General features: G+C 72.9%; 16 protein-coding genes. 14 read left to right on the top strand and 2 right to left on the bottom strand.

The features are described 5' to 3' along the window. The first annotated feature begins 58 nt into the window (after positions 1–58). From FDM97_RS22825 to FDM97_RS22770, 12 genes are all read left to right on the top strand, one after another. Entirely contained in the window at positions 59–967 is a 909-nt protein-coding gene (locus tag FDM97_RS22825; protein ID WP_137992363.1) for a dihydrodipicolinate synthase family protein, read from the top strand. 72 nt (positions 968–1,039) lie between these two features. Continuing rightward, positions 1,040–2,044: a proline racemase family protein gene (locus FDM97_RS22820; RefSeq protein ID WP_137992362.1), complete on the top strand. Its 1,005-nt coding sequence runs from the start codon at positions 1,040–1,042 to the stop codon at positions 2,042–2,044. Continuing rightward, positions 2,041–3,432 (top strand): aldehyde dehydrogenase family protein, encoded by a 1,392-nt coding sequence (locus FDM97_RS22815; RefSeq protein ID WP_137992361.1) that lies wholly within the window; start codon positions 2,041–2,043, stop codon positions 3,430–3,432. Before FDM97_RS22820 ends, FDM97_RS22815 begins: the two co-directional genes overlap by 4 nt. Positions 3,433–3,479: 47 nt before the next feature. Next, positions 3,480–4,166: a GntR family transcriptional regulator gene (locus FDM97_RS22810; protein ID WP_137992360.1), complete on the top strand. Its 687-nt coding sequence runs from the start codon at positions 3,480–3,482 to the stop codon at positions 4,164–4,166. A gap of 82 nt (positions 4,167–4,248) precedes the next feature. Further along, positions 4,249–5,514: an alpha/beta fold hydrolase gene (locus FDM97_RS22805; protein WP_137992359.1), complete on the top strand. Its 1,266-nt coding sequence runs from the start codon at positions 4,249–4,251 to the stop codon at positions 5,512–5,514. Between the two features lie 53 nt (positions 5,515–5,567). Beyond that, positions 5,568–6,755 carry a M6 family metalloprotease domain-containing protein gene (locus FDM97_RS22800; RefSeq protein ID WP_137994972.1) on the top strand — a complete coding sequence of 396 codons (1,188 nt, stop codon included), beginning with the start codon at positions 5,568–5,570 and terminating at the stop codon, positions 6,753–6,755. A 126-nt stretch (positions 6,756–6,881) separates the two neighbouring features. Further along, positions 6,882–7,715 carry a M55 family metallopeptidase gene (locus FDM97_RS22795; RefSeq protein WP_137992358.1) on the top strand — a complete coding sequence of 278 codons (834 nt, stop codon included), beginning with the start codon at positions 6,882–6,884 and terminating at the stop codon, positions 7,713–7,715. Continuing rightward, positions 7,708–9,033: a M20/M25/M40 family metallo-hydrolase gene (locus FDM97_RS22790; RefSeq protein ID WP_137992357.1), complete on the top strand. Its 1,326-nt coding sequence runs from the start codon at positions 7,708–7,710 to the stop codon at positions 9,031–9,033. Before FDM97_RS22795 ends, FDM97_RS22790 begins: the two co-directional genes overlap by 8 nt. A gap of 11 nt (positions 9,034–9,044) precedes the next feature. Continuing rightward, entirely contained in the window at positions 9,045–11,030 is a 1,986-nt protein-coding gene (locus FDM97_RS22785; protein WP_137992356.1) for a S9 family peptidase, read from the top strand. Continuing rightward, positions 11,027–11,959 carry a S66 peptidase family protein gene (locus tag FDM97_RS22780; protein ID WP_137992355.1) on the top strand — a complete coding sequence of 311 codons (933 nt, stop codon included), beginning with the start codon at positions 11,027–11,029 and terminating at the stop codon, positions 11,957–11,959. The genes FDM97_RS22785 and FDM97_RS22780 overlap by 4 nt, the downstream gene beginning before the upstream one ends. Positions 11,960–12,096: 137 nt before the next feature. Next, entirely contained in the window at positions 12,097–13,878 is a 1,782-nt protein-coding gene (locus FDM97_RS22775; RefSeq protein WP_254705949.1) for a CocE/NonD family hydrolase, read from the top strand. 190 nt (positions 13,879–14,068) lie between these two features. Next, complete coding sequence (locus FDM97_RS22770) at positions 14,069–14,758, top strand: GNAT family N-acetyltransferase (protein WP_137992353.1); 690 nt, start codon at positions 14,069–14,071, stop codon at positions 14,756–14,758. Positions 14,759–14,815: 57 nt separating this feature from the next. On the opposite strand, the gene FDM97_RS22765 is transcribed toward FDM97_RS22770, so the two are convergent. Continuing rightward, positions 14,816–15,925 carry an adenosine deaminase gene (locus tag FDM97_RS22765; protein ID WP_137992352.1) on the bottom strand — a complete coding sequence of 370 codons (1,110 nt, stop codon included), beginning with the start codon at positions 15,923–15,925 and terminating at the stop codon, positions 14,816–14,818. Between the two features lie 68 nt (positions 15,926–15,993). Beyond that, a complete protein-coding gene (locus tag FDM97_RS22760) occupies positions 15,994–16,743 on the bottom strand; it encodes a GntR family transcriptional regulator (protein ID WP_137992351.1) in 750 nt (249 codons plus the stop codon). 169 nt (positions 16,744–16,912) lie between these two features. Here FDM97_RS22760 and FDM97_RS22755 point away from each other — a divergent pair, with 169 nt between their 5' ends. Next, on the top strand, positions 16,913–18,343 hold the full coding sequence (locus tag FDM97_RS22755; RefSeq protein ID WP_137992350.1) for an MFS transporter: 1,431 nt from the start codon (positions 16,913–16,915) through the stop codon (positions 18,341–18,343). 124 nt (positions 18,344–18,467) lie between these two features. Continuing rightward, positions 18,468–18,836 (top strand): hypothetical protein, encoded by a 369-nt coding sequence (locus FDM97_RS22750; RefSeq protein ID WP_137992349.1) that lies wholly within the window; start codon positions 18,468–18,470, stop codon positions 18,834–18,836. Positions 18,837–18,890: the final 54 nt, after the last annotated feature.

Raw genomic sequence — 18,890 nt, 5'->3', positions numbered from 1 at the left:
TTGTGGGCACCCCGGAAGACCCAATAAAATGTCACACATTACAGAAAGGTACGTCGACATGACCGCCACCTCCTGGACCGGCGCCACCCCCTGGCGCGGCATCATGGTCGCCACCGCCCTGCCCCTGCGGGACGACCTCTCCGTCGACCACGACGCCTACGCCGAGCACGTCCGCTGGCTGATCGACAACGGCTGCGACGGCGTCGTCCCCAACGGCTCGCTCGGCGAGTACCAGACCCTCACCGACGAGGAGCGGGCCCAGGTGGTCCGTACCGCCGTCGAGGCGGCGGGCGACGGGGCGCGCGTCATGCCCGGCGTCGCCGCCTACGGCAGCGCCGAGTCCCGCCGCTGGGCGGAGCAGGCGGCCGAGGCCGGCTGCGGCTCGGTCCTGCTCCTGCCGCCGAACGCCTACCGCGCCGACGAGCCGGCCGTACGCGCCCACTACGCCGACGTGGCCAAGGTCGGGGTGCCCGTGGTCGCGTACAACAACCCCCTCGACACCAAGGTCGACCTCACGCCGGACCTCCTCGCGCGCCTGTACGAGGACGGCAGCATCGTCGCCGTGAAGGAGTTCAGCGGCGATGTCCGCAGGGCGTACGAGATCGCCGAACTCGCCCCGGAGCTCGACCTGTTGATCGGGGCCGACGACGTCCTGCTCGAACTGGCCGTGGCCGGAGCGGTCGGCTGGATCGCCGGCTACCCCAACGCCTTCCCGGCCACCTGCGCCGAGCTGTACCACGCGGCGGTCGCGGGCGACCTGGCCACCGCCCAGCCGCTCTACCGGTCCCTCCACTCGCTGCTGCGCTGGGACTCGAAGACCGAGTTCGTCCAGTCGATCAAGCTCTCCATGGACATCGTCGGCCGCCACGGCGGCCCCACCCGCCCGCCGCGCCTCCCGCTCACCGGCGAGACCGAGGCCCGCGTACGGATCGCCACCGAGAAGGCCGTCGCCGACGGTCACCACTGACCCGCGGCCACCGCTGACCGCGGGCACTGCTGACCGCGGACCCCGCGAAACCCGTCCACCGAAAGGAAGCCCGTGCGTACGCGTCATGTCTTCCACGCCGTCGACTCGCACACCGAGGGCATGCCCACGCGCGTGATCACCGGCGGCGTCGGGGTGATCCCCGGCGCCACCATGGCCGAGCGCAGGCTGCACTTCATCGAGCATCTGGACCACCTCCGGACCCTCCTGATGTACGAGCCCCGGGGGCACGCCGCCATGAGCGGCGCCATCCTCCAGCCGCCCACCCGGCCCGACGCCGACTACGGCGTGCTCTACATCGAGGTCTCCGGACTGCTGCCGATGTGCGGGCACGGGACCATCGGCGTCGCCACCGTCCTCGTCGAGACGGGCATGGTGCCGGTGACCGAACCGGTCACCACCGTGCGGCTCGACACCCCGGCCGGCCTGGTCGCCGTCGACGTACGGGTGGAGGACGGCGCCGCGAAGTCGGTCACGTTCACCAACGTGCCCGCGTTCTGCGTCGGCCTGGAGCGCAAGATCACCGTTCCCGGGTACGGAACGGTCACGTACGACCTCGCCTTCGGCGGCAACTTCTACGCCTTCGTCGAACTGGACGATCTGGGACTGCCGTTCGACCGTGACCGCAAGGACGACCTCCTCTCGGCCGGTCTCGCGATCATGGAGGCGATCAACGCCTCCCCGGACCGCCCCGTCCACCCGGAGCGGCCGGAGATCGCCGGAGTCAAGCACGTGTACCTCGCGGCCCCCGGCTCCGACGCCCGCCACTCCCGCCATGCCATGGCCATCCACCCCGGCTGGTTCGACCGCTCACCGTGCGGCACCGGCACCTCGGCACGGATGGCCCAACTCCACGCCAGGGGCGAGCTGCCGCTCGACACCGACTTCGTCAACGAGTCCTTCATCGGCACGCACTTCACCGGCCGGCTCGTCGCCGAGACCGAGGTCGGCGGGGTGCCCGCCGTCGTCCCGACCGTCACCGGCCGCGCCTGGATCACCGGCACGGCCCAGTACTTCCTCGACCCGGACGACCCCTTCCCCGGAGGCTTCCTCCTGTGACCACCGACCCCACGGGCGTCGTGACCCTCACCTCCCGCAACCCGGCCGACCCCGCCGACGTACTCCTGAGCATCCCCGCGCCCGGCGCCTTCGCCGTGGCCGACGCCGTCGAGCGGGCGCGCACCGCCCAGACCGCGTGGCTGCGCGGCGGGGCGGCGGCACGCTCCGCCGCCCTCGGCGCCGTCGCGTCCGCCTTCGACGCGGCCTCGGCCGAACTGGCCGACCTCGCCGTGCGCGAGGTCGGCAAGCCGGTCGCCGAGGCCAGGGCGGAGGTCGCGCGGACCGTCGCGATCTGGCGCTACTACGCCCAGGCCCCCTACGAGCCCACCGGCACCGTCCACGAGACGGCCGCCGGCCCCGGACTGCTGCTCACCCGCCGCCGTCCGCACGGCGTCGCGGGCCTGATCACCCCCTGGAACTTCCCCTTCGCCATCCCGAGCTGGAAGGCCGCCCCGGCGCTCGCCGTCGGCAACAGCGTCGTCCTCAAGCCCGCCCCCGAGGCCACCGCCTGCGCCCTGCGCCTCGCGGAGATCGTCGAGAAGGCGCTCCCCGAGGGGGTGTTCACGCTCCTGCCCGGCGGAGCGACCGAGGGCGGGGCGCTCGTCTCCGCCGCCGACGTCGTCTCCTTCACCGGCTCGACCTTCGTCGGCCAGGCCGTCGCGGCGCGCGCCACGGCGCGGGGCATCCCCGTCCAGGCCGAGATGGGCGGCCTGAACGCGGCGATCGTGCTGCCGGACGCCGACATCGAGCGGGCCGCGGCCGACATCACCGCCGCCCTCGCCGGGTACGCGGGGCAGAAGTGCACCGCCACCAGCAGGGTGATCGCCGTCGGCGCCGCGCTCGACCCCCTGCGCGAGGCGCTCACCGAGGCGCTGCGCGCCGTTCCGGTCGGCGACCCCGCCGACCCGGCCACCGTCTGCGGGCCCCTCATCGACGAGCGGGCGCGCGACCGGGTCGGCGAGGCCTGGCAGGGTCTGCCCGTCCTCGCGGGCGGCACCATGCCGGCCGGACCCGGCTGGTACGCGGCCCCGACCCTGGTCGAGAAGGCCGCGGCGGACCACCGGCTGCTGCGCGAGGAGGTCTTCGGCCCGATCGCGGCCCTGCTGTCGGCCGACGATCTCGCCGAAGCGGTGCGGATCACCAACTCCGTGCCGTACGGTCTGGTCACCTCGGTCCACACGGCCGATCTGGACACGGCCCTGCACGGCCTCGACGCGCTCGACACCGGCATGATCCGGATCAACGCCCCCTCCAGCGGCGTGGACTTCCATCTGCCGTTCGGCGGGGCGAAGGAGTCCAGCCACGGTCCGCGCGAACAGGGCCGGGCCGCTCTGGAGTTCTACACGTCGAGTCGCACGTACACCCTGTCACCTGCGAGGACAACGTGACATTGTACGGTGGTGGTCCAAACCCGAACGAAGGGATCACCGTCGCCATGGGGCACCTGAAGCACCGCGACCTCAACGCCTCCCGGGAGCGGCTGCGCGACCAGGTCGCCCATGCCCTGCGCGCCGCCCTGATCTCGGGCGAGCTGCGGCCCGGCGTGGTGTACTCCGCGCCGGCGCTCGCCGAGGACTTCGGCATCTCCGCCACCCCCGTGCGCGAGGCGATGCTCGACCTCGCGCGCGAGGGGCTGGTCGAGCCGGTCCGCAACAAGGGGTTCCGGGTCACCGAGGTGGACGAACGCGACCTCGACCAGTACACCGAGATCCGCGCGCTCATCGAGATCCCCGTCGTCGGCCGGGTCGCCAGGACCGCCGCCCGCGAGGACCTGGAGGCGCTGCGGCCGGTCGCCGAGGCGATCGTGCGCGCGGCCCGGGACCACGACCTCATCGGCTACCTGGAGGCGGACCGGCAGTTCCACCTCACGCTGCTCGGCCTCGCGGGCAACGAGCGGCTCGTCGAGACCGTCGGCGAACTGCGCAAGCGGTCCCGGCTGTACGGGCTCACCGCCCTGGACGAGCGCGGCGAGCTGATCCCGTCGGCCGAGGAGCACCTGGAGCTCCTCGACCTGATGCTCGCGGGGGACGCCAAGGGCGCGGAGCGGTGCATGAAGCGGCACCTGGGCCACGTCCGCTCCCTGTGGGCGAAGAGCGAGCGGGCGGCCGAGACCGCGGGCTGACACCCCCTGGCGCCGGCCTTCCGGCGCCTGGGCAGGCCTGTACGTACCGGTGAAATGTCACATGTTATAGTGGAGGGATCGGATGAACCCCGCGTACGCGACCGTCGACCATGTCTTCACCGTCCCCCTGGACCACCAGGTCCCCGACGGGCCCACCCTCGACGTCTTCGCCCGGGAGGTCGCCGACCCGGCCCGCTCCGGCGAGCAACTCCCCTGGCTGCTCTACCTCCAGGGCGGACCCGGCGGCAAGTCGCCCCGCCCGTCCGCCGGTTCGCCCGGATGGCTGGACCACGCCCTGAAGACCCACCGCGTGCTGCTCCTCGACCAGCGCGGCACCGGCCGCTCCACCCCGATCACCGCGCGGTCCGCGTCCCGCTTCCCCTCGGCGGAGCGACTCGCCGCGTATCTCGGCCACTTCCGGGCCGACTCGATCGTGGCCGACGCGGAACTGATCCGCCGCAGGCTGTGCGGCGACACGCCCTGGGAGACCCTCGGTCAGAGCTACGGAGGCTTCCTCACCCTCACCTATCTCTCCCGGGCCCCCGAGGGCCTGCGCGCCTGCTACGTCACCGGCGGACTGCCCGGCCTCACCGCCACCGCCGACGACGTGTACGCCCGCACCTACCCCCGCGTCCGCGACCGCGTCCACGACTTCTACGCCCGCTACCCCGACGACGCCCCGCTCCTGCGAAAGATCGCCGACCTCCTCGCCACGGACGACACACGTCTCCCGGACGGGGACCGGCTCACCCCGCGCCGGCTGCGCACCCTCGGCCTCGCCCTCGGCATGGGCGACGGCTTCGAGCGCGTCCACTGGCTGCTCGACGAAGCCCTCGACGAGCGCGGCGAGTTGACCGACACCTTCCTCCACCAGGTGACGACCCTGACCGGCTTCACCGACAACCCGCTCTTCGCCGTCCTGCAGGAGACCCTGTACGGACAAGGGGCCGGCCCGACCGCCTGGGCGGCGTCCCGTGCGCTCGCCGACTTCCCCGAGTTCGCCGAGGACGCCGACCCCCTCCTCCTCACGGGCGAGATGATGTACCCCTGGATGTTCCGGGACATCAGGGGCCTGCGCCCCTTCGCCGAGGCCGCCGAACTCCTCGCGGCGCGCACCGACTGGCCGCCCCTGTACGACCCGCACCGCCTCGCCGTCAACGAGGTCCCCCTCGCCGCGGTCGTCTACCACGACGACATGTACGTCGACGCAGGACTCTCCCTGCGTACGGCTCGCGCGGTCGGCTCCACCCGCGTCTGGGTCACCAACGAGTGGGAACACGACGGCGTCCACACCTCCGGCGACCGCGTCCTCGCCCGCCTCATGGACCTGGCCGCCGGCCGCGCGTAAGACCTCACCTTTCCCCCCAGCCTCCGACGGGAGATCCGCACGTGCCTGCCCCGATGCCCCGCCTCGCCGCCGCCCTCCTCGCCTCCGCCTCCTGCCTCGCCGTCCTGACCGCCCCCACCGCCCACGCGCGCCCGCAGCCGTTCGCCGCCCCCGCCCCGGCCACCGACTGCGCGCTGCCCGGCCGGACCGGCTGGACCGACGAGGGCCACGACACCGACCCCGTACAGTTCCAGCCCTCCACCGGAACCCGCCGGGTCCTGACCCTCTTCGTGGACTTCCCCGACGCCCAGGCCGACCCCGACGGCGACCCCACCTCCGCCTACGCCGCCCAGCTCGCCCCCGCCGCCGACTGGATGCGCACGGCCAGCTACGGCCGCGCCGAACTCGCCGTCAGCTCCCTGCACCGCTGGATCCGCATGCCGGCGGACTCCGTCTCGTACGGATTCCAGCGCGGCCTCACCTTCGAGGCCCACGAGGCGTACGTGCGCGACGCGATCGCCGCCGCCGACCCGTACGCGGACTTCTCCCGCTACGACATGGTGAACATCGTCCCCACCAGGGCGGCCACCGCGATCCCGTTCTCCCCGACCTACCTCTACGACCCCGCCGGCCCCGGCGTGACCGCCGACGGCACCCGCCTCAAATGGGCCGTCACCTTCGGCCAGGACCTGTGGCGCTGGGGCCACAAGGTCGTCGCCCACGAGACCGCCCACACCTTCGGCCTGCCCGACCTGTACTCCTTCACCGGCGCCACCCACCAGTACGTGGGCGGCTGGGACGTCATGGGCAACATCGCCGGACACGCCCCGCAGTACCTCGGCTGGCACTCCTGGAAGCTCGGCTGGACCCGCGACGACCAGGTCGCCTGTCTCTCCGCACCAGGGCGGCGCACGGTACTCCTGAGCCCCGTGGAGCGCCCCGGCGGAACCAAGATCGCCGTCCTGCGCACCGGCGCCACCACGGCGTACGTCGCCGAGTCCCGCCGCGCCGAGGGCAACGACCGCTCCGCCTGCTCCAGCGGAGTCCTCATCTACCGGGTCGACTCCGCGACCCCGACCGGCGAGGGCCCCGTCCGCGTCATGAACGGCCGTCCCGACACCACCCCGCCCGCCGGCTGCACCCCGCTGGACCTGGGGGCGTACCGGCCGGGCCAGACCTTCACCGACCCGGACGGCGGAGTCCGGATCGAGGTCCTCGCGGGCGGCGAGTGGGGGGACGTGGTCCGGCTGACCACCTCCTGAGCCCGGCGTCGCCCCTCGGCCGGGGCCTGGCCCGGCCGGGGAGGCGTGCACCACAATGTGGCCCTGGCCCACAGCCGTCGGCGCCCGCGGGGTGTACCGTCCCGGCCTCGGGGAAACAGGAGAGCCATGAAGATCCTGATCAGTGCCGACATGGAAGGCGCCACCGGCGTCACCTGGCCCGCCGATGTGCTGCCCGGCACCCCCCAGTGGGAGCGCTGCCGGTCCATGTTCACCTCCGACGTGAACGCGGCGGTCCTCGGCTTCTTCGACGGCGGCGCCGACGAGGTGCTGATCAACGAGGCGCACTGGTCGATGCGGAACCTGCTCCTCGAACAGCTCGACGAGCGGGCCGAGATGCTCACCGGCCGCCACAAGTCCCTCTCCATGGTGGAGGGCGTGCAGCACGGCGACGTCGACGGCATCGCCTTCGTCGGCTACCACACGGGCGCGGGAGCCGAGGGCGTCCTCGCGCACACCTACCTCGCCAACTCCCTCACCGGCGTCTGGCTGAACGGCGAGCGGGCGAGCGAGGGCCTGCTGAACGCCCGTGTCGTGGCGGAGTACGGAGTGCCCGTCGTGCTCGTCACCGGCGACGACCTGACCTGCGAGGACGCCCTCGGATACGCGCCCGGGGCGCTCAAGGTCGCGGTCAAGGACCACGTCTCGCGGTACGCGGCGGTGTGCCGGACCCCGAAGCGTACGGCGAGCGAGATCCGGGCCGCCGCGAAGGCGGCGGCCGCCCTCGCCGTACGGCACGAGCCGGCGCGGGGCGGGCCCTTCACGGTCGAGCTGGAGTTCGACGCCGATCATCTGGGGGCGGCCGCCACGGTCGTGCCCGGCGTGGCGCGGAGCGGCGAGCGCCGGGTCGCGTACACCAGCGAGACGATGTACGAGGGCATTCGCACGTTCAAGGCGGTCACGACCATCGTCTCGGCCGCGGTGGAGGAGCAGTATGGCTGACGACGTGGACAGCACGGCGCTCGACGAGGTGGTGACCTTCACCTCCGAGCTGATCCGGATCGACACGACCAACAGGGGCGGCGGAGACTGCCGGGAACGGCCCGCGGCCGAGTACGTCGCCGAACGCCTCGCGGCCGTCGGACTCGAACCCGCCCTCCTCGAACGGACTCCCGGCCGCACCAACGTGGTGGCGCGCATCGAGGGCACCGACCCCTCCGCCGACGCCCTGCTCGTCCACGGCCATCTGGACGTCGTCCCCGCCGAGCCCGCCGACTGGGCCGTCCACCCCTTCTCCGGCGAGGTCCGCGACGGAGTGGTCTGGGGGCGCGGCGCCGTCGACATGAAGAACATGGACGCGATGGTCCTCGCCGTCGTCCGTTCCTGGGCCCGCCGGGGCATCCGGCCGCGCCGCGACATCGTCCTCGCCTACACCGCCGACGAGGAGGCCAGCGCCGAGGACGGCTCGGGCTTCCTCGCCGGCCACCACCCCGGGCTCTTCGAGGGCTGCACCGAGGGCATCAGCGAATCCGGGGCGTTCAGCTTCCACCCGGCCCCCGGCATGACGCTCTACCCGATCGCCGCCGGCGAGCGCGGCACCGCCTGGGTCAAGCTCACCGCCCACGGCACAGCCGGACACGGCTCCAAGGTGAACACGGCCAACGCGGTCACCCGGCTCGCCGCCGCCGTGGCCCGCATCGGCGCCCACCCCTGGCCCGTCCGCCTCACCCCGACCGTACGCGCCGCACTCACCGAACTGGCCGCCCTGTACGGCATCGAGACCGACGTGAGCGCCGACGGCTTCGACGTCGACCAGCTCCTGGAGAAGCTCGGCCCGGCCGCCGCGCTGGTCGAGCCGACCGTGCGCAACAGCGCCAACCCGACCATGCTGGAGGCCGGTTACAAGGTCAACGTCATCCCCGGGCACGCCGTCGCGTACGTCGACGGCCGGATGCTGGCGGGCGGCGAGGAGGAGTTCGCCGAGACGATGGACCGGCTCACCGGACCGGACGTGGCATGGGAGTTCCACCACCGCGAGGTCCCGCTGGAGGCCCCGGTCGACTCGCCCACCTTCGCCAAGCTGCGCGCCGCCGTCGAGCACTTCGACCCGGACGGACACGTCGTCCCGTTCGCCATGTCCGGCGGCACCGACGCCAAGCAGTTCTCCCGGCTCGGCATCACCGGCTACGGCTTCTCACCGCTGAGGCTGCCCCCGGACCTCGACTACGGCGCGCTCTTCCACGGAGTCGACGAGCGCGTCCCCGTCGACGCCCTGCACTTCGGCGTCCGCGTCCTCGACCACTATCTGAAGTCCGCGTAAGGGGAGTCGACATGGTACCCACGGGGGCCTACGGGACCTGGCCTTCCCCCATCGACGCCGCGCTCGCCGCCCGCCACGACGGGCGGCCCGAGTACGTCGGCGTCGTCGGCGACGAGGTGTGGTGGACCGCGCCCCGCCCCACCGAGGGCGGCCGGCGCGCGCTCGTACGCCGACGGGCCGACGGCACCGAGGAGTCGGTGCTCCCCGCCCCGTGGAACGTCCGCAGCCGGGTCGTCGAGTACGGCGGACAGCCCTGGGCGGGCCTGGCCCGCGAGGACGACGGCCCGCTCGTCGTGTTCAGCCACTTCCCCGACCAGCGGCTGTACGCGTACGAGCCCGACCGGGAACCGGCCGCCGAGCCCCGGCCGCTCACCCCCCTCTCCGCCGTCGGAGGCGGACTGCGCTGGGTCGACCCCGTGATCCACCCCGAACGCGGCGAGATCTGGTGCGTCCTGGAGGAGTTCACCGGCCCCGCCCCCACCGACGTGCGCCGGGTGCTCGCCGCCGTACCCCTGGACGGATCGGCCGCGCGGGACCGTGGGGCCGTACGCGAACTCTCCGACGACCGCCACCGGTTCGTCACCGGACCCCGGCTCTCCCCCGACGGACGGCAGGCGGCCTGGATCGCCTGGGACCACCCCCGCATGCCCTGGGACGGCACCGCGGTGATCCTCGCCGACGTCACACCCGACGGCACCCTCCACGGCGCGCGACCCGTCGCCGGCGGACCCGAGGAGTCGGTGCCCCAGGCCTGCTGGAGCGCCGACGGACAGCTCCTGTACGTCAGCGACCGCAGCGGCTGGTGGAACCTCTACCGCCACGGCGACGACGGCGAGCCGGTCGCCCTGTGCCCCCGGCCCGAGGAGTTCGGCGGACCGCTGTGGAAGATCGGCCTCGGCTGGTTCCACCCCCTGGACAACGGTCTCGTCGCCGTCATCCACGGCAAGGGAGCCACCGCTCTGGGGATACTCGACCCCGACAGCGGCGAGCTCGTGGACGCGGCCGGCCCCTGGACCGAGTGGGCCTCCACCCTCGCCGTGCACGGCACCCGCGTCGTCGGCGTCGCCGCCAGCCCGCGCAGCGCCTACGAGGTCGTGGAGCTGGACACCCGTACCGGCAGGGCCCGGGTCATCGGCTCCGCGCACGACGACCCGGTCGACCCGTCGTACTACCCCGAGCCGCAGATCCGCACCTTCACCGGACCCGACAACCGCGAGATCCACGCCCACGTCTACCCGCCGCACAGCCCCGACCGGATCGCCCCCGGCGAGGAGCTGCCGCCCTACGTGGTGTGGGCGCACGGCGGGCCGACCGGACACGCCCCGCTCGTCCTCGATCTGGAGATCGCCTACTTCACCTCCCGGGGGATCGGCGTCGCCGAGGTCAACTACGGCGGCTCCACCGGCTACGGGCGGGAGTACCGCGAACGGCTGCGCGAGCAGTGGGGCGTGGTCGACGTCGAGGACTGCGCCGCCGTCGCCGAGGCGCTCGCCGCCGAGGGCACCGCCGACCCGGCGCGGCTGGCCATCCGGGGCGGGAGCGCGGGCGGCTGGACCACCGCCGCCTCCCTCGTCACCTCCGAGGTGTACACCTGCGGCACGATCATCTACCCCATCCTCGACCTGATGGGCTGGGCCACCGACGAGACCCACGACTTCGAGTCCCAGTACCTGGAGTCGCTCATCGGCCCCCTCGCCGAGGTGCCCGCCCGCTACCAGGAGCGCTCGCCGCTGGACCACGTCGAGCGGATCTCCGTCCCCTTCCTGCTGCTCCAGGGGCTCGACGACCCGATCTGCCCGCCGGCGCAGAGCGAGCGGTTCCTGGCGCGGATGGCGGGGCGGGGGATCCCGCACGCCTCCATCGCCTTCGAGGGCGAGAGCCACGGCTTCCGGCGGGCCGAGACGATGATCCGCGCCCTCGAGGCCGAACTCTCCCTGTACGCACAGACCTTCGGCATCGCCCGGCCCGACGTCCCCCAGCTGGAGCTGAAGAAGTGACGGTGACCGCGCTGACCCGGCCCCCGCGACTGCGCCCCGGCTCCCGGGTCGCCGTCGTCGCACCCAGCGGGCCGGTCCCGGAGGAGCGGCTCACGGCCGGCCTCGACGTCCTGCGCGGCTGGGACCTGGAACCGGTCGTGGCGCCCCATGTCCTCGACGTCCACCCCGGGTTGGACTATGTCGCCGGTACGGACGAGGCCCGCGCCCGTGACCTTCAGGAGGCCTGGTGCGACCCCGCCGTCTCCGCGGTGATCTGCGCCCGGGGCGGCTACGGGGTCCAGCGGATGGTGGACCTGCTCGACTGGCCGGCGATCCGGGCCGCGGGACCCAAGGTGTTCGTCGGCTACAGCGACATCACCGCCCTGCACGAGGCGTTCGCCGTCCGCACGGGCCTCGCCACCCTGCACGGGCCGATGGTCGCGGCGGGCACCTTCCTCAAGGACCCCCGCACCCAGGAGTCCCTGCGGGCCACCCTCTTCGAGCCCGACTCCGTCCGCACCCTCGGCCTGGAGAGCGCCCGGACCCTCGTCGGCGGCCGGGCCCGCGGTGTCACCCTCGGCGGCTGCGTCAGCCTCCTCGCCGCCGATCTCGCCACCCCGCACGCCCGCCCCTCGGCCCGCGGGGGCCTGCTGCTCCTGGAGGACGTGGGGGAGGAGCCGTACCGCCTGGATCGCATCCTCACCCAACTGCTGCGCTCCGGATGGCTGGACGGGGTCGCGGGCATCGGCCTCGGCTCGTGGGAGGAGTGCGGTCCGTACGACGAGGTCCGGGCGGTGCTCGCCGACCGGCTGGGCGGCCTCGGCGTCCCGGTGGTGGAGGAGATGGGCTTCGGCCACAGCGAGACCGCGCTGACCTTCCCGCTGGGGGTGCCGGGCGTCCTGGACGCGGAGTCCGCCACACTCACGCTGGACGTTCCGGCGCTCGCCTGAAGCGGGCCACCGGACCTTCACTGAATCTCCGTCAATAACCCCTGTCAGGCGCGTTGACGCGGTCTGACACGTGTCACACGATGGGCCCGGCTCGGTACTTACCAGTCGGTAATCCTCAGTGTGGAGGCCCCGTGTCCGTGTCCCGTGCGCTGCCCCTGTCCCGGAGACTTCTCGCCCTTGCCGCGAGTACGGCGCTGGCTGCACCACTCGCCCTCGCGGGGCCGGTGTACGGCTCCGAACCCGCCCCGTACACCGTCACCCCGCTGCGGTTCACCGTCGAGGCGGGCGGGCGCACCTGCGCGGTCGACGCCGATCTCTACCGGCCGGCCGGGGTGGACGCCGCACACCCCGCGCCCGCCGTGCTCGCCACCAACGGCTTCGGCGGCAGCAAGGCGGACGGGTCCACCGACGCCATCGGGAAGGCCTTCGCCGCGCGGGGGTACGTCTCTCTCGTCTACTCCGGGCTCGGCTTCGGGAAGTCCGGCTGCCTGATCTCCCTCGACGACCCGCGGATCGACGGACAGGCCGCCTCCCGGCTCGTCGACTTCCTCGGCGGGACCCGCGCCGCCGACGACGGCACCCGCGCCGACTTCGTCACCCAGGACCGTACGGGCGACCCGCGCGTCGGCATGATCGGCGGCTCCTACGGAGGCGCCATCCAGCTCGCCACCGCCTCCGTCGATCCCCGGCTCGACGCCCTCGTCCCGCTCATCACCTGGAACGACCTCGCCTACTCGCTCGCCCCCAACGGCGCCGACCGCGCCACCCCCGGCGTCTTCAAATGGCAGTGGGCCAACGGCTTCTACCTCATGGGGGAGGGGCAGCCGCTGCTCGTCCCCTCCCTCGACCCCACCCGGATCAACAGCCTCGGCTGTCTGCACTTCGTCACCGACGCCTGCGAGACCGTCCGGCTGCTCAACTCCGGCCGCTACCCGCAGGCCGAGACGGAGAAGATGCTCGACTTCGCCCGGAGCGTGTCCCCGGCCTCGTACCTCGACCGGGTCACGGCACCGACCCTGATCGTCCAGGGCCAGTCCGACAGCCTCTTCAACCTCAACGAGGCCCAGGACACCTACGAGAAGCTCCAGGAGCGGGGCGTCGAGACCAAGATGATCTGGCAGTCCTGGGGACACAGCGGAGGCATCTCCGACCCCGTCGCCGGCGAGCTCGACCTCGGCCGGGGAAATCTGGAGACCAGCTACGTCGGACAGCGCGTCCTCGCCTGGTTCGACCGGTACCTGGGCGGAGACCGGAGCACCGACACCGGCCCGGAGTTCGCCTACTACCGCGCCTGGCAGAGCGGCTACGGCACCGCGGCCACGGTCCCGGCCCTCAGCCAGAAGCTCTACCTCTCCGGGGACGGCAAGCTCGTCGACAACCGGGCCAAGGTCGCCCGGGGTTCGCGCGCGTACAGCAACTGGCTCGTCCCGACGAGCCACTCGGAGTCCTCGCTCGCCGGAATGATCGGCCTGCCCGACCCCCAGCCGTACGACATCAAGGGCACCTTTCTCGGCTGGACCAGCGCCCCGCTCACCGCCCCCGTCGACCTCGTCGGCGCCCCGAAGGCGACGCTCCGGGTCGTCTCCCCGCAGACCGAGCGGGTCCAGGACTCCGGCGACGCCGCCGACAAGCTGGTGCTCTTCGCCAAGGTCTACGACATCGCGCCGGACGGGAAGAAGACGCTGGTCAACCGGCTCGTCGCCCCGGTGCGGGTGCCGGATGTCACCCGGCCCTTCACGGTGGAGCTGCCAGGGATCGTGCACCGCTACGAGACGGGCCACCGCCTGGAGTTCGTGATCGCCGCGAGCGACACGGCGTACACCGGCAACCGCGGGATCAAGACGGTGACGGTCGTCGGCGGACCCGAGGAGACGGGGACGCTGGAGCTGCCCGTCGTGCGAGGGACCGTGGGCTCGTAGACGCCTTCCCGATCGTGAATCGCGGGCCCCGGGGCGAGGGGCTCGGCTTCACCCGACTGCCTGCTGGCCTTTACCTTTTCTTTCCCCAATCCGTCCGCGATGGGACAGATACTGTGCCACCGCCTTCACATCGCGATCACTGGCGCGGTGAGAAAGGCAGCACACCCCTCGCAGAAGGACCGAAGGCCCCGTGCCAGTTCCCGTTGCGCTCACCGGCCGTTCGGTTCGGCTTGAGCCCCTTGCCCCGCAGCACGCCCCGGCCCTTGCCGCCGCCGGCGGACAGGACCGTACGACGTACGGCTTCACGCCCGTGCCCCACGATCTGGACACGGCCTGGAGCTATGTCGAGCGGGCCCTCGACGAACAGAGGGCCGGCCGGCAGCTGGCTTTCGCCGTCGTCGACACCGCCGACGGCCAGGTCGTCGGCTCGACCCGCTTCCTGGAGCTCGACTACTGGCAGGGGCCGCTGGTCTGGCCCTCCGTGCCCGGTGTGCCGTACGGGGATCCGGCCACCGCGGTGCCGGACGCCGCGGAGATCGGAAACACCTGGCTCGCCCCCAGGGCCCAGGGCTCCGGCATCAACACCGAGACCAAGCTGCTGATGCTCCGCCACGCCTTCGAGGTGTGGGGAGTGCGGCGGATCTCGATGCGCGCCGACGCCAGGAACCTGCGCTCGCGGGCCGCCATCGAGCGGCTCGGCGCCACCTGCGAAGGCGTGCGCAGGGCCCATTCCCGAGGCCTCGACGGCGCCGTGCGCAGCACCGCCTTCTACTCGATCCTCGACGAGGAGTGGCCGGCGGTCCGGGGCGTCATCGAGGCGCGCCTCACCGCCGCCCCGCACCGCTCCGCGGCCCTGCGCGCGCCCCTCGTACCCGCCTAGGGGGGCGGGCGGCGCGGGCCCGGCTCGGAGGGTTCCGAGCCGGGCCCGGCGCGTGGGCTAGCGGGCGGCGAGCGCCGCGTAGCCCGGGCGCACGACCTCGTCGATCAGCCGCTGCCGCTCCGGCAGCGGCAGGAAGGCGGAGTCGAGCGCGGCGACCGTGAACTCCTGGAAGACCTCCGGGCCGTAGCCGAAGGCGTCCGCCATGTGCTGGAACTCCTCGCTCATGGTGGTGCCCGAGACCAGGCGGTTGTCCGTGTTGAGGGTGATCCGGAAGCCGAGGCGCCGCAGCTCGTCGATCGGGTGCGAGGCGTAGTCCTTGGCCGCGCCGGTCTGGAGGTTGGAGGTCGGGCAGACCTCCATGGCGATCCGGTTGTCACGGACGTACGCGGCGAGGTGGCCGAGCGTGCCGTCCTCGGCGATGTCGTCGGTGATCCGCACGCCGTGGCCGATCCGCTCCGTGCCGCAGATCTGGACGGCCTCGTGGATCGACTCCGCGCCGACGGCCTCGCCGGCGTGGATCGTGAAGTGGCAGTTGTGCCGCTTGAGGTGCTGGAACGCGGGCAGGTGGCGGGCCGGCGGGTTGCCGATCTCGCCGCCGGCGATGTCGAAGCCGGCCACGCCCTGGTCGCGGTGGGCCACGGTGAGCTCGGCGATCTCCAGGGAGCGGTCGGTGTGGCGCATGCCGGTGAGCAGGGCGCGCACGGTGATCCGGCCGCCGGAGCGGCGCTCGCCCTCACGGAAGCCGTCGTTCACGGCCTCGACGACCTCGTCGAGGCTCAGCCCGCCCTCCAGGTGCTGCTCGGGGGCGTAACGGATCTCGGCGTAGACGACCCCGTCCGCGGCCAGGTCCTCGCCGCACTCGGCCGCGATCCGGTGCAGCGCCTCGCGGGTCTGCATCACCGCGCACGTGTGGGCGAAGGTCTCCAGGTACCGCTCCAGCGAACCGGAGTCGGCGGCGTCCCGGAACCAGACCGCGAGCTCGGCCGGGTCCTCGGTCGGCAGCGCGGTGTAGCCGCACTCCCGGGCCAGTTCGACGATGGTGGCGGGGCGCAGACCGCCGTCCAGGTGGTCGTGGAGGACGGCCTTCGGCGCGCGGCGGATCCACTCGGCGACGGGTATGGAGACCGGGGAGCTGAGCGGGGCGGCAGGGTTGTCAGACAAGTGCATGGCGCGGAAGTGTACGCCACGACCGGGGCCGGGTGCTGTGACGCCGGTCGCCCGCCCGGTGCGCCCGCTCAGTTCGACTGGAGTACGGGGAGCGCCGGGGCGCCCGTCGGCAGCATGTGCTTGGCCGCGAGGACCGGGGTGTCCCCGACCCGTACGACCTGGGTGACCAGCACCGCCGGGGTGTCGGCGGGGCGGCCGAGCTGATCGCCGCGGCGCTGGCCGAGCAGGGTCGCGGTGACGCTGCTGTGCGCGCCCAGCGGCACCCCGCGCGAGGCGGCGGCGAGCACCGCCAGCATCGAGGTCCGCTCCGGCGCCGACTCCGTGCGCAGCGCCTCGGCGAAGGCCGGGTGCGCCCGCTCCAGTACGTCGTCGGCCGCCGCCCATTCCTGGCTGAGCGCAGCCGCCGCACCCTCTCCGGCCAGCAGCGACTCCCAGAACCGCAGCTCCGCCCTGGCCGGGGCCAGCAGGTGCTGCGTGGTGAAGTCGGTGGGCTCCTCGACGGCCCGAAGCAGCGCCCGTACGCGCAGCGGCGCGCCCGCGCCGATCAGCTCCTCCAGGGGCTGGATGTGCTCGAAGCCGCGTCGCGGCGGGTGGTCGTTGACCGTGCGGCCCACCCCGCGCCGTACCGAGAGCAGCCCGTCCTCCTGGAGCAGCAGCAGGGCCTCGCGCAGGGCGGGCCGGCTCACGCCCAGCTCGCCGGCGAGCTTCGGCTCGGAGGGGAGGGTGGAGCCCGGGGGATAGGTGCCGTCGTGGATGGCGTCCGCGATCCGCTCGTAGAGCACCACGACCGGTCGCCTCTGCTGTCCGCTGACTGCCACTGCCCCTCCTCGGCCTCACTTGTCGGCAAGTGAACGGTATCCGTGATCACAGGTCAAAGGGACTTGACGTGTGACGCGCGTAGAACTCACTCTGTTCTGCGCGCGCTTGTCAGACAAGTTTGCCGTGCGGCGTGCGTCATCACGTGACATTCAAGGCAAAGGGGCCCCCATGTCAGCAACATCCGACCTCAAGGGCCGTGGGCCCATGCTCCTGGCGATGGTGCTCGCCGTTCTCGGGTACCAGATCAACGCCACGATGCTCAGCCCCGCACTGCCGGATGTCATCGAACGCCTGGGCACCACCACGGCCGCCGCCGGCCTCTCCCAGACGCTGTTCTTCCTGATGGCGGCCATCGGCCAGGTCACCCTCGCCCGCCTGAGCGACCAGCGCGGCCGCAAGCCGATGATGATCGTCTGCGCGTTCGTGCTGATCGCCGGAAACCTGCTCTGCGTCTTCGCGCCGAACATCGAGATCTTCATCGCGGGCCGCGTCCTCCAGGGCATCTCGGCCGCGATGTTCACCCTCGCCTTCCTCACCCTCAACCAGCTGCTGACCCCGGCCGGCTTCGGCAAGGCCGCCGGGATCATCACCGCCGTCAACGGCGGCCTCGCGGGTGTCGACGCCATCGCCGGCGGCCAGATCGCCGACACCATCGGCTTCCGCGGCATCTTCGTCTGCTCCACCCTGATCGCCGTCGCCGGCCTGATCGGCGTACGGAAGTACGTCCCCGACGTCCCGGCCACCGCGACCGAGGGCCGCTTCGACTCCCGGGGCATCGCCGCCCTCGCGCTCGGCCTCACCGGCATCCTCGTCGGTCTCGCCCAGGGCGCCGCCTGGGGCTGGACCTCCGTCCTCACCCTCGGCTTCCTGCTCGGCGGACTCGCCTCCCTCGTCTTCTTCGTCGTCTCGCAGAAGAGCGCCGCCAACCCGGTCATCGACATCGACGTCCTCGCCTCGCGACGCGCCTGGCCGCTGCTGCTCACCACGATCTGCACCCTGGGCGGCGCCTTCGGTGCCATCGCGCTCACGATCCCGCTCTTCTCGCAGGACGCGCGGGTCGGCCTGGGTCTGTCAGCCGTGACCGCCGCCGTGCTCTTCCTCACCCCGATCCAGCTGATCGGCGTGATCTCGGCCCCGCTGACCGGGCGCCTCGGCCCGAAGATCGGCTGGCGCAGGATCGTCGTCACCGGCGCGGTCGCCAACTTCGCGATCTTCCTCTTCGCCACTCTCTTCCTGCGGAGCGAGTGGATCCTGGTCGCCTCGCTCGCCGCGCTCGGCGTCACGTACGGCGGCTTCATGCTGACCGGCCTCAACGGCCTCGCCGTCACCACCGCCCCGAAGGACAAGCCCGGTTCGCTCTCCGGCCTCAACGGCGCCTGCTTCGGCATCGGGGCCTCGCTCGGCATCGCCCTGGCCTCCGCGATGATCACCGCGGGCAGCGACGCGGGCGGCCCGACCGAGGCCGGCTACCAGCACGCGATGTACACGGCGCTCGCCCTGCTCGGCATCGGCGTCGTCACCGCGCTGCTCATCCAGCGCCCCGACCCGGCCGAGGAGCCGGCGGCCGACGAGCCGCGGCTGGTGCTCGCCCACCACTGACCCGGCCCGCCGGGCGAGGCCGCACCCTCACCCGTACGGCCCTTCCCACGCCCCCGTGCGGACCGGATCCCTCCATCCTGGTCCCACGGGGGCGTCCGTGTACGACGGAGGAGAGGACCGGGCCATGAGCCGCAGGGAGACACCGAGCGCGACGGCCCTGCTCGGCGCCATCGGGGCGGGGGCGGTCCTGGCGATAGCGGCGGCGGCCGTCACCTCGGGCGAGGCGGTGGCGGCGGAGGAGGACTCCGCGCCGATGCCCGGCTTCCTGGGCAAGGGCCTGTGGCGGGTCTTCACCACGCTCGACCACCGCACCCGCGTCGACGTCCACGACGCCGGCGGGCGCGACCGGCGGGTGCTGTGGCCGCCGAACTGGAAGGTGTGCACGCAGTACCCGGCGCAGGGCGTGGAGCTCGACGGCCGTGCGACCGTACTGATCGGCGTGGTGAAGAGGGGCGAGACCTGCCCGTCGAGGGTCCGCTCGGCCCGCCGCTGAATGACAGCGGCGGGCGCGTGCTCGGCGTCGTCGGCGCCGGCGGCATAACACGGC

The organism is Streptomyces vilmorinianum, from assembly GCF_005517195.1.
GTDB classification, from domain to species: Bacteria; Actinomycetota; Actinomycetes; order Streptomycetales; family Streptomycetaceae; genus Streptomyces; species Streptomyces vilmorinianum.
Note: the sequence above shows the minus strand (reverse complement) of the source record. Positions and strands in the feature narration are given on the sequence as shown.

Excerpts from the sequence above, each read along its gene's own strand:
- FDM97_RS22805 (WP_137992359.1), top strand. The coding sequence starts at position 4,249 with ATGAACCCCGCGTACGCGACCGTCGACCATGTCTTCACCGTCCCCCTG.
- FDM97_RS22785 (WP_137992356.1), top strand. The coding sequence starts at position 9,045 with ATGGTACCCACGGGGGCCTACGGGACCTGGCCTTCCCCCATCGACGCC.
- FDM97_RS22750 (WP_137992349.1), top strand. The coding sequence starts at position 18,468 with ATGAGCCGCAGGGAGACACCGAGCGCGACGGCCCTGCTCGGCGCCATC.
- FDM97_RS22825 (WP_137992363.1), top strand. The coding sequence starts at position 59 with ATGACCGCCACCTCCTGGACCGGCGCCACCCCCTGGCGCGGCATCATG.
- FDM97_RS22765 (WP_137992352.1), bottom strand. The coding sequence starts at position 15,925 with ATGCACTTGTCTGACAACCCTGCCGCCCCGCTCAGCTCCCCGGTCTCC.
- FDM97_RS22800 (WP_137994972.1), top strand. The coding sequence starts at position 5,568 with ATGCCCCGCCTCGCCGCCGCCCTCCTCGCCTCCGCCTCCTGCCTCGCC.
- FDM97_RS22755 (WP_137992350.1), top strand. The coding sequence starts at position 16,913 with ATGTCAGCAACATCCGACCTCAAGGGCCGTGGGCCCATGCTCCTGGCG.
- FDM97_RS22790 (WP_137992357.1), top strand. The coding sequence starts at position 7,708 with ATGGCTGACGACGTGGACAGCACGGCGCTCGACGAGGTGGTGACCTTC.
- FDM97_RS22810 (WP_137992360.1), top strand. The coding sequence starts at position 3,480 with ATGGGGCACCTGAAGCACCGCGACCTCAACGCCTCCCGGGAGCGGCTG.
- FDM97_RS22795 (WP_137992358.1), top strand. The coding sequence starts at position 6,882 with ATGAAGATCCTGATCAGTGCCGACATGGAAGGCGCCACCGGCGTCACC.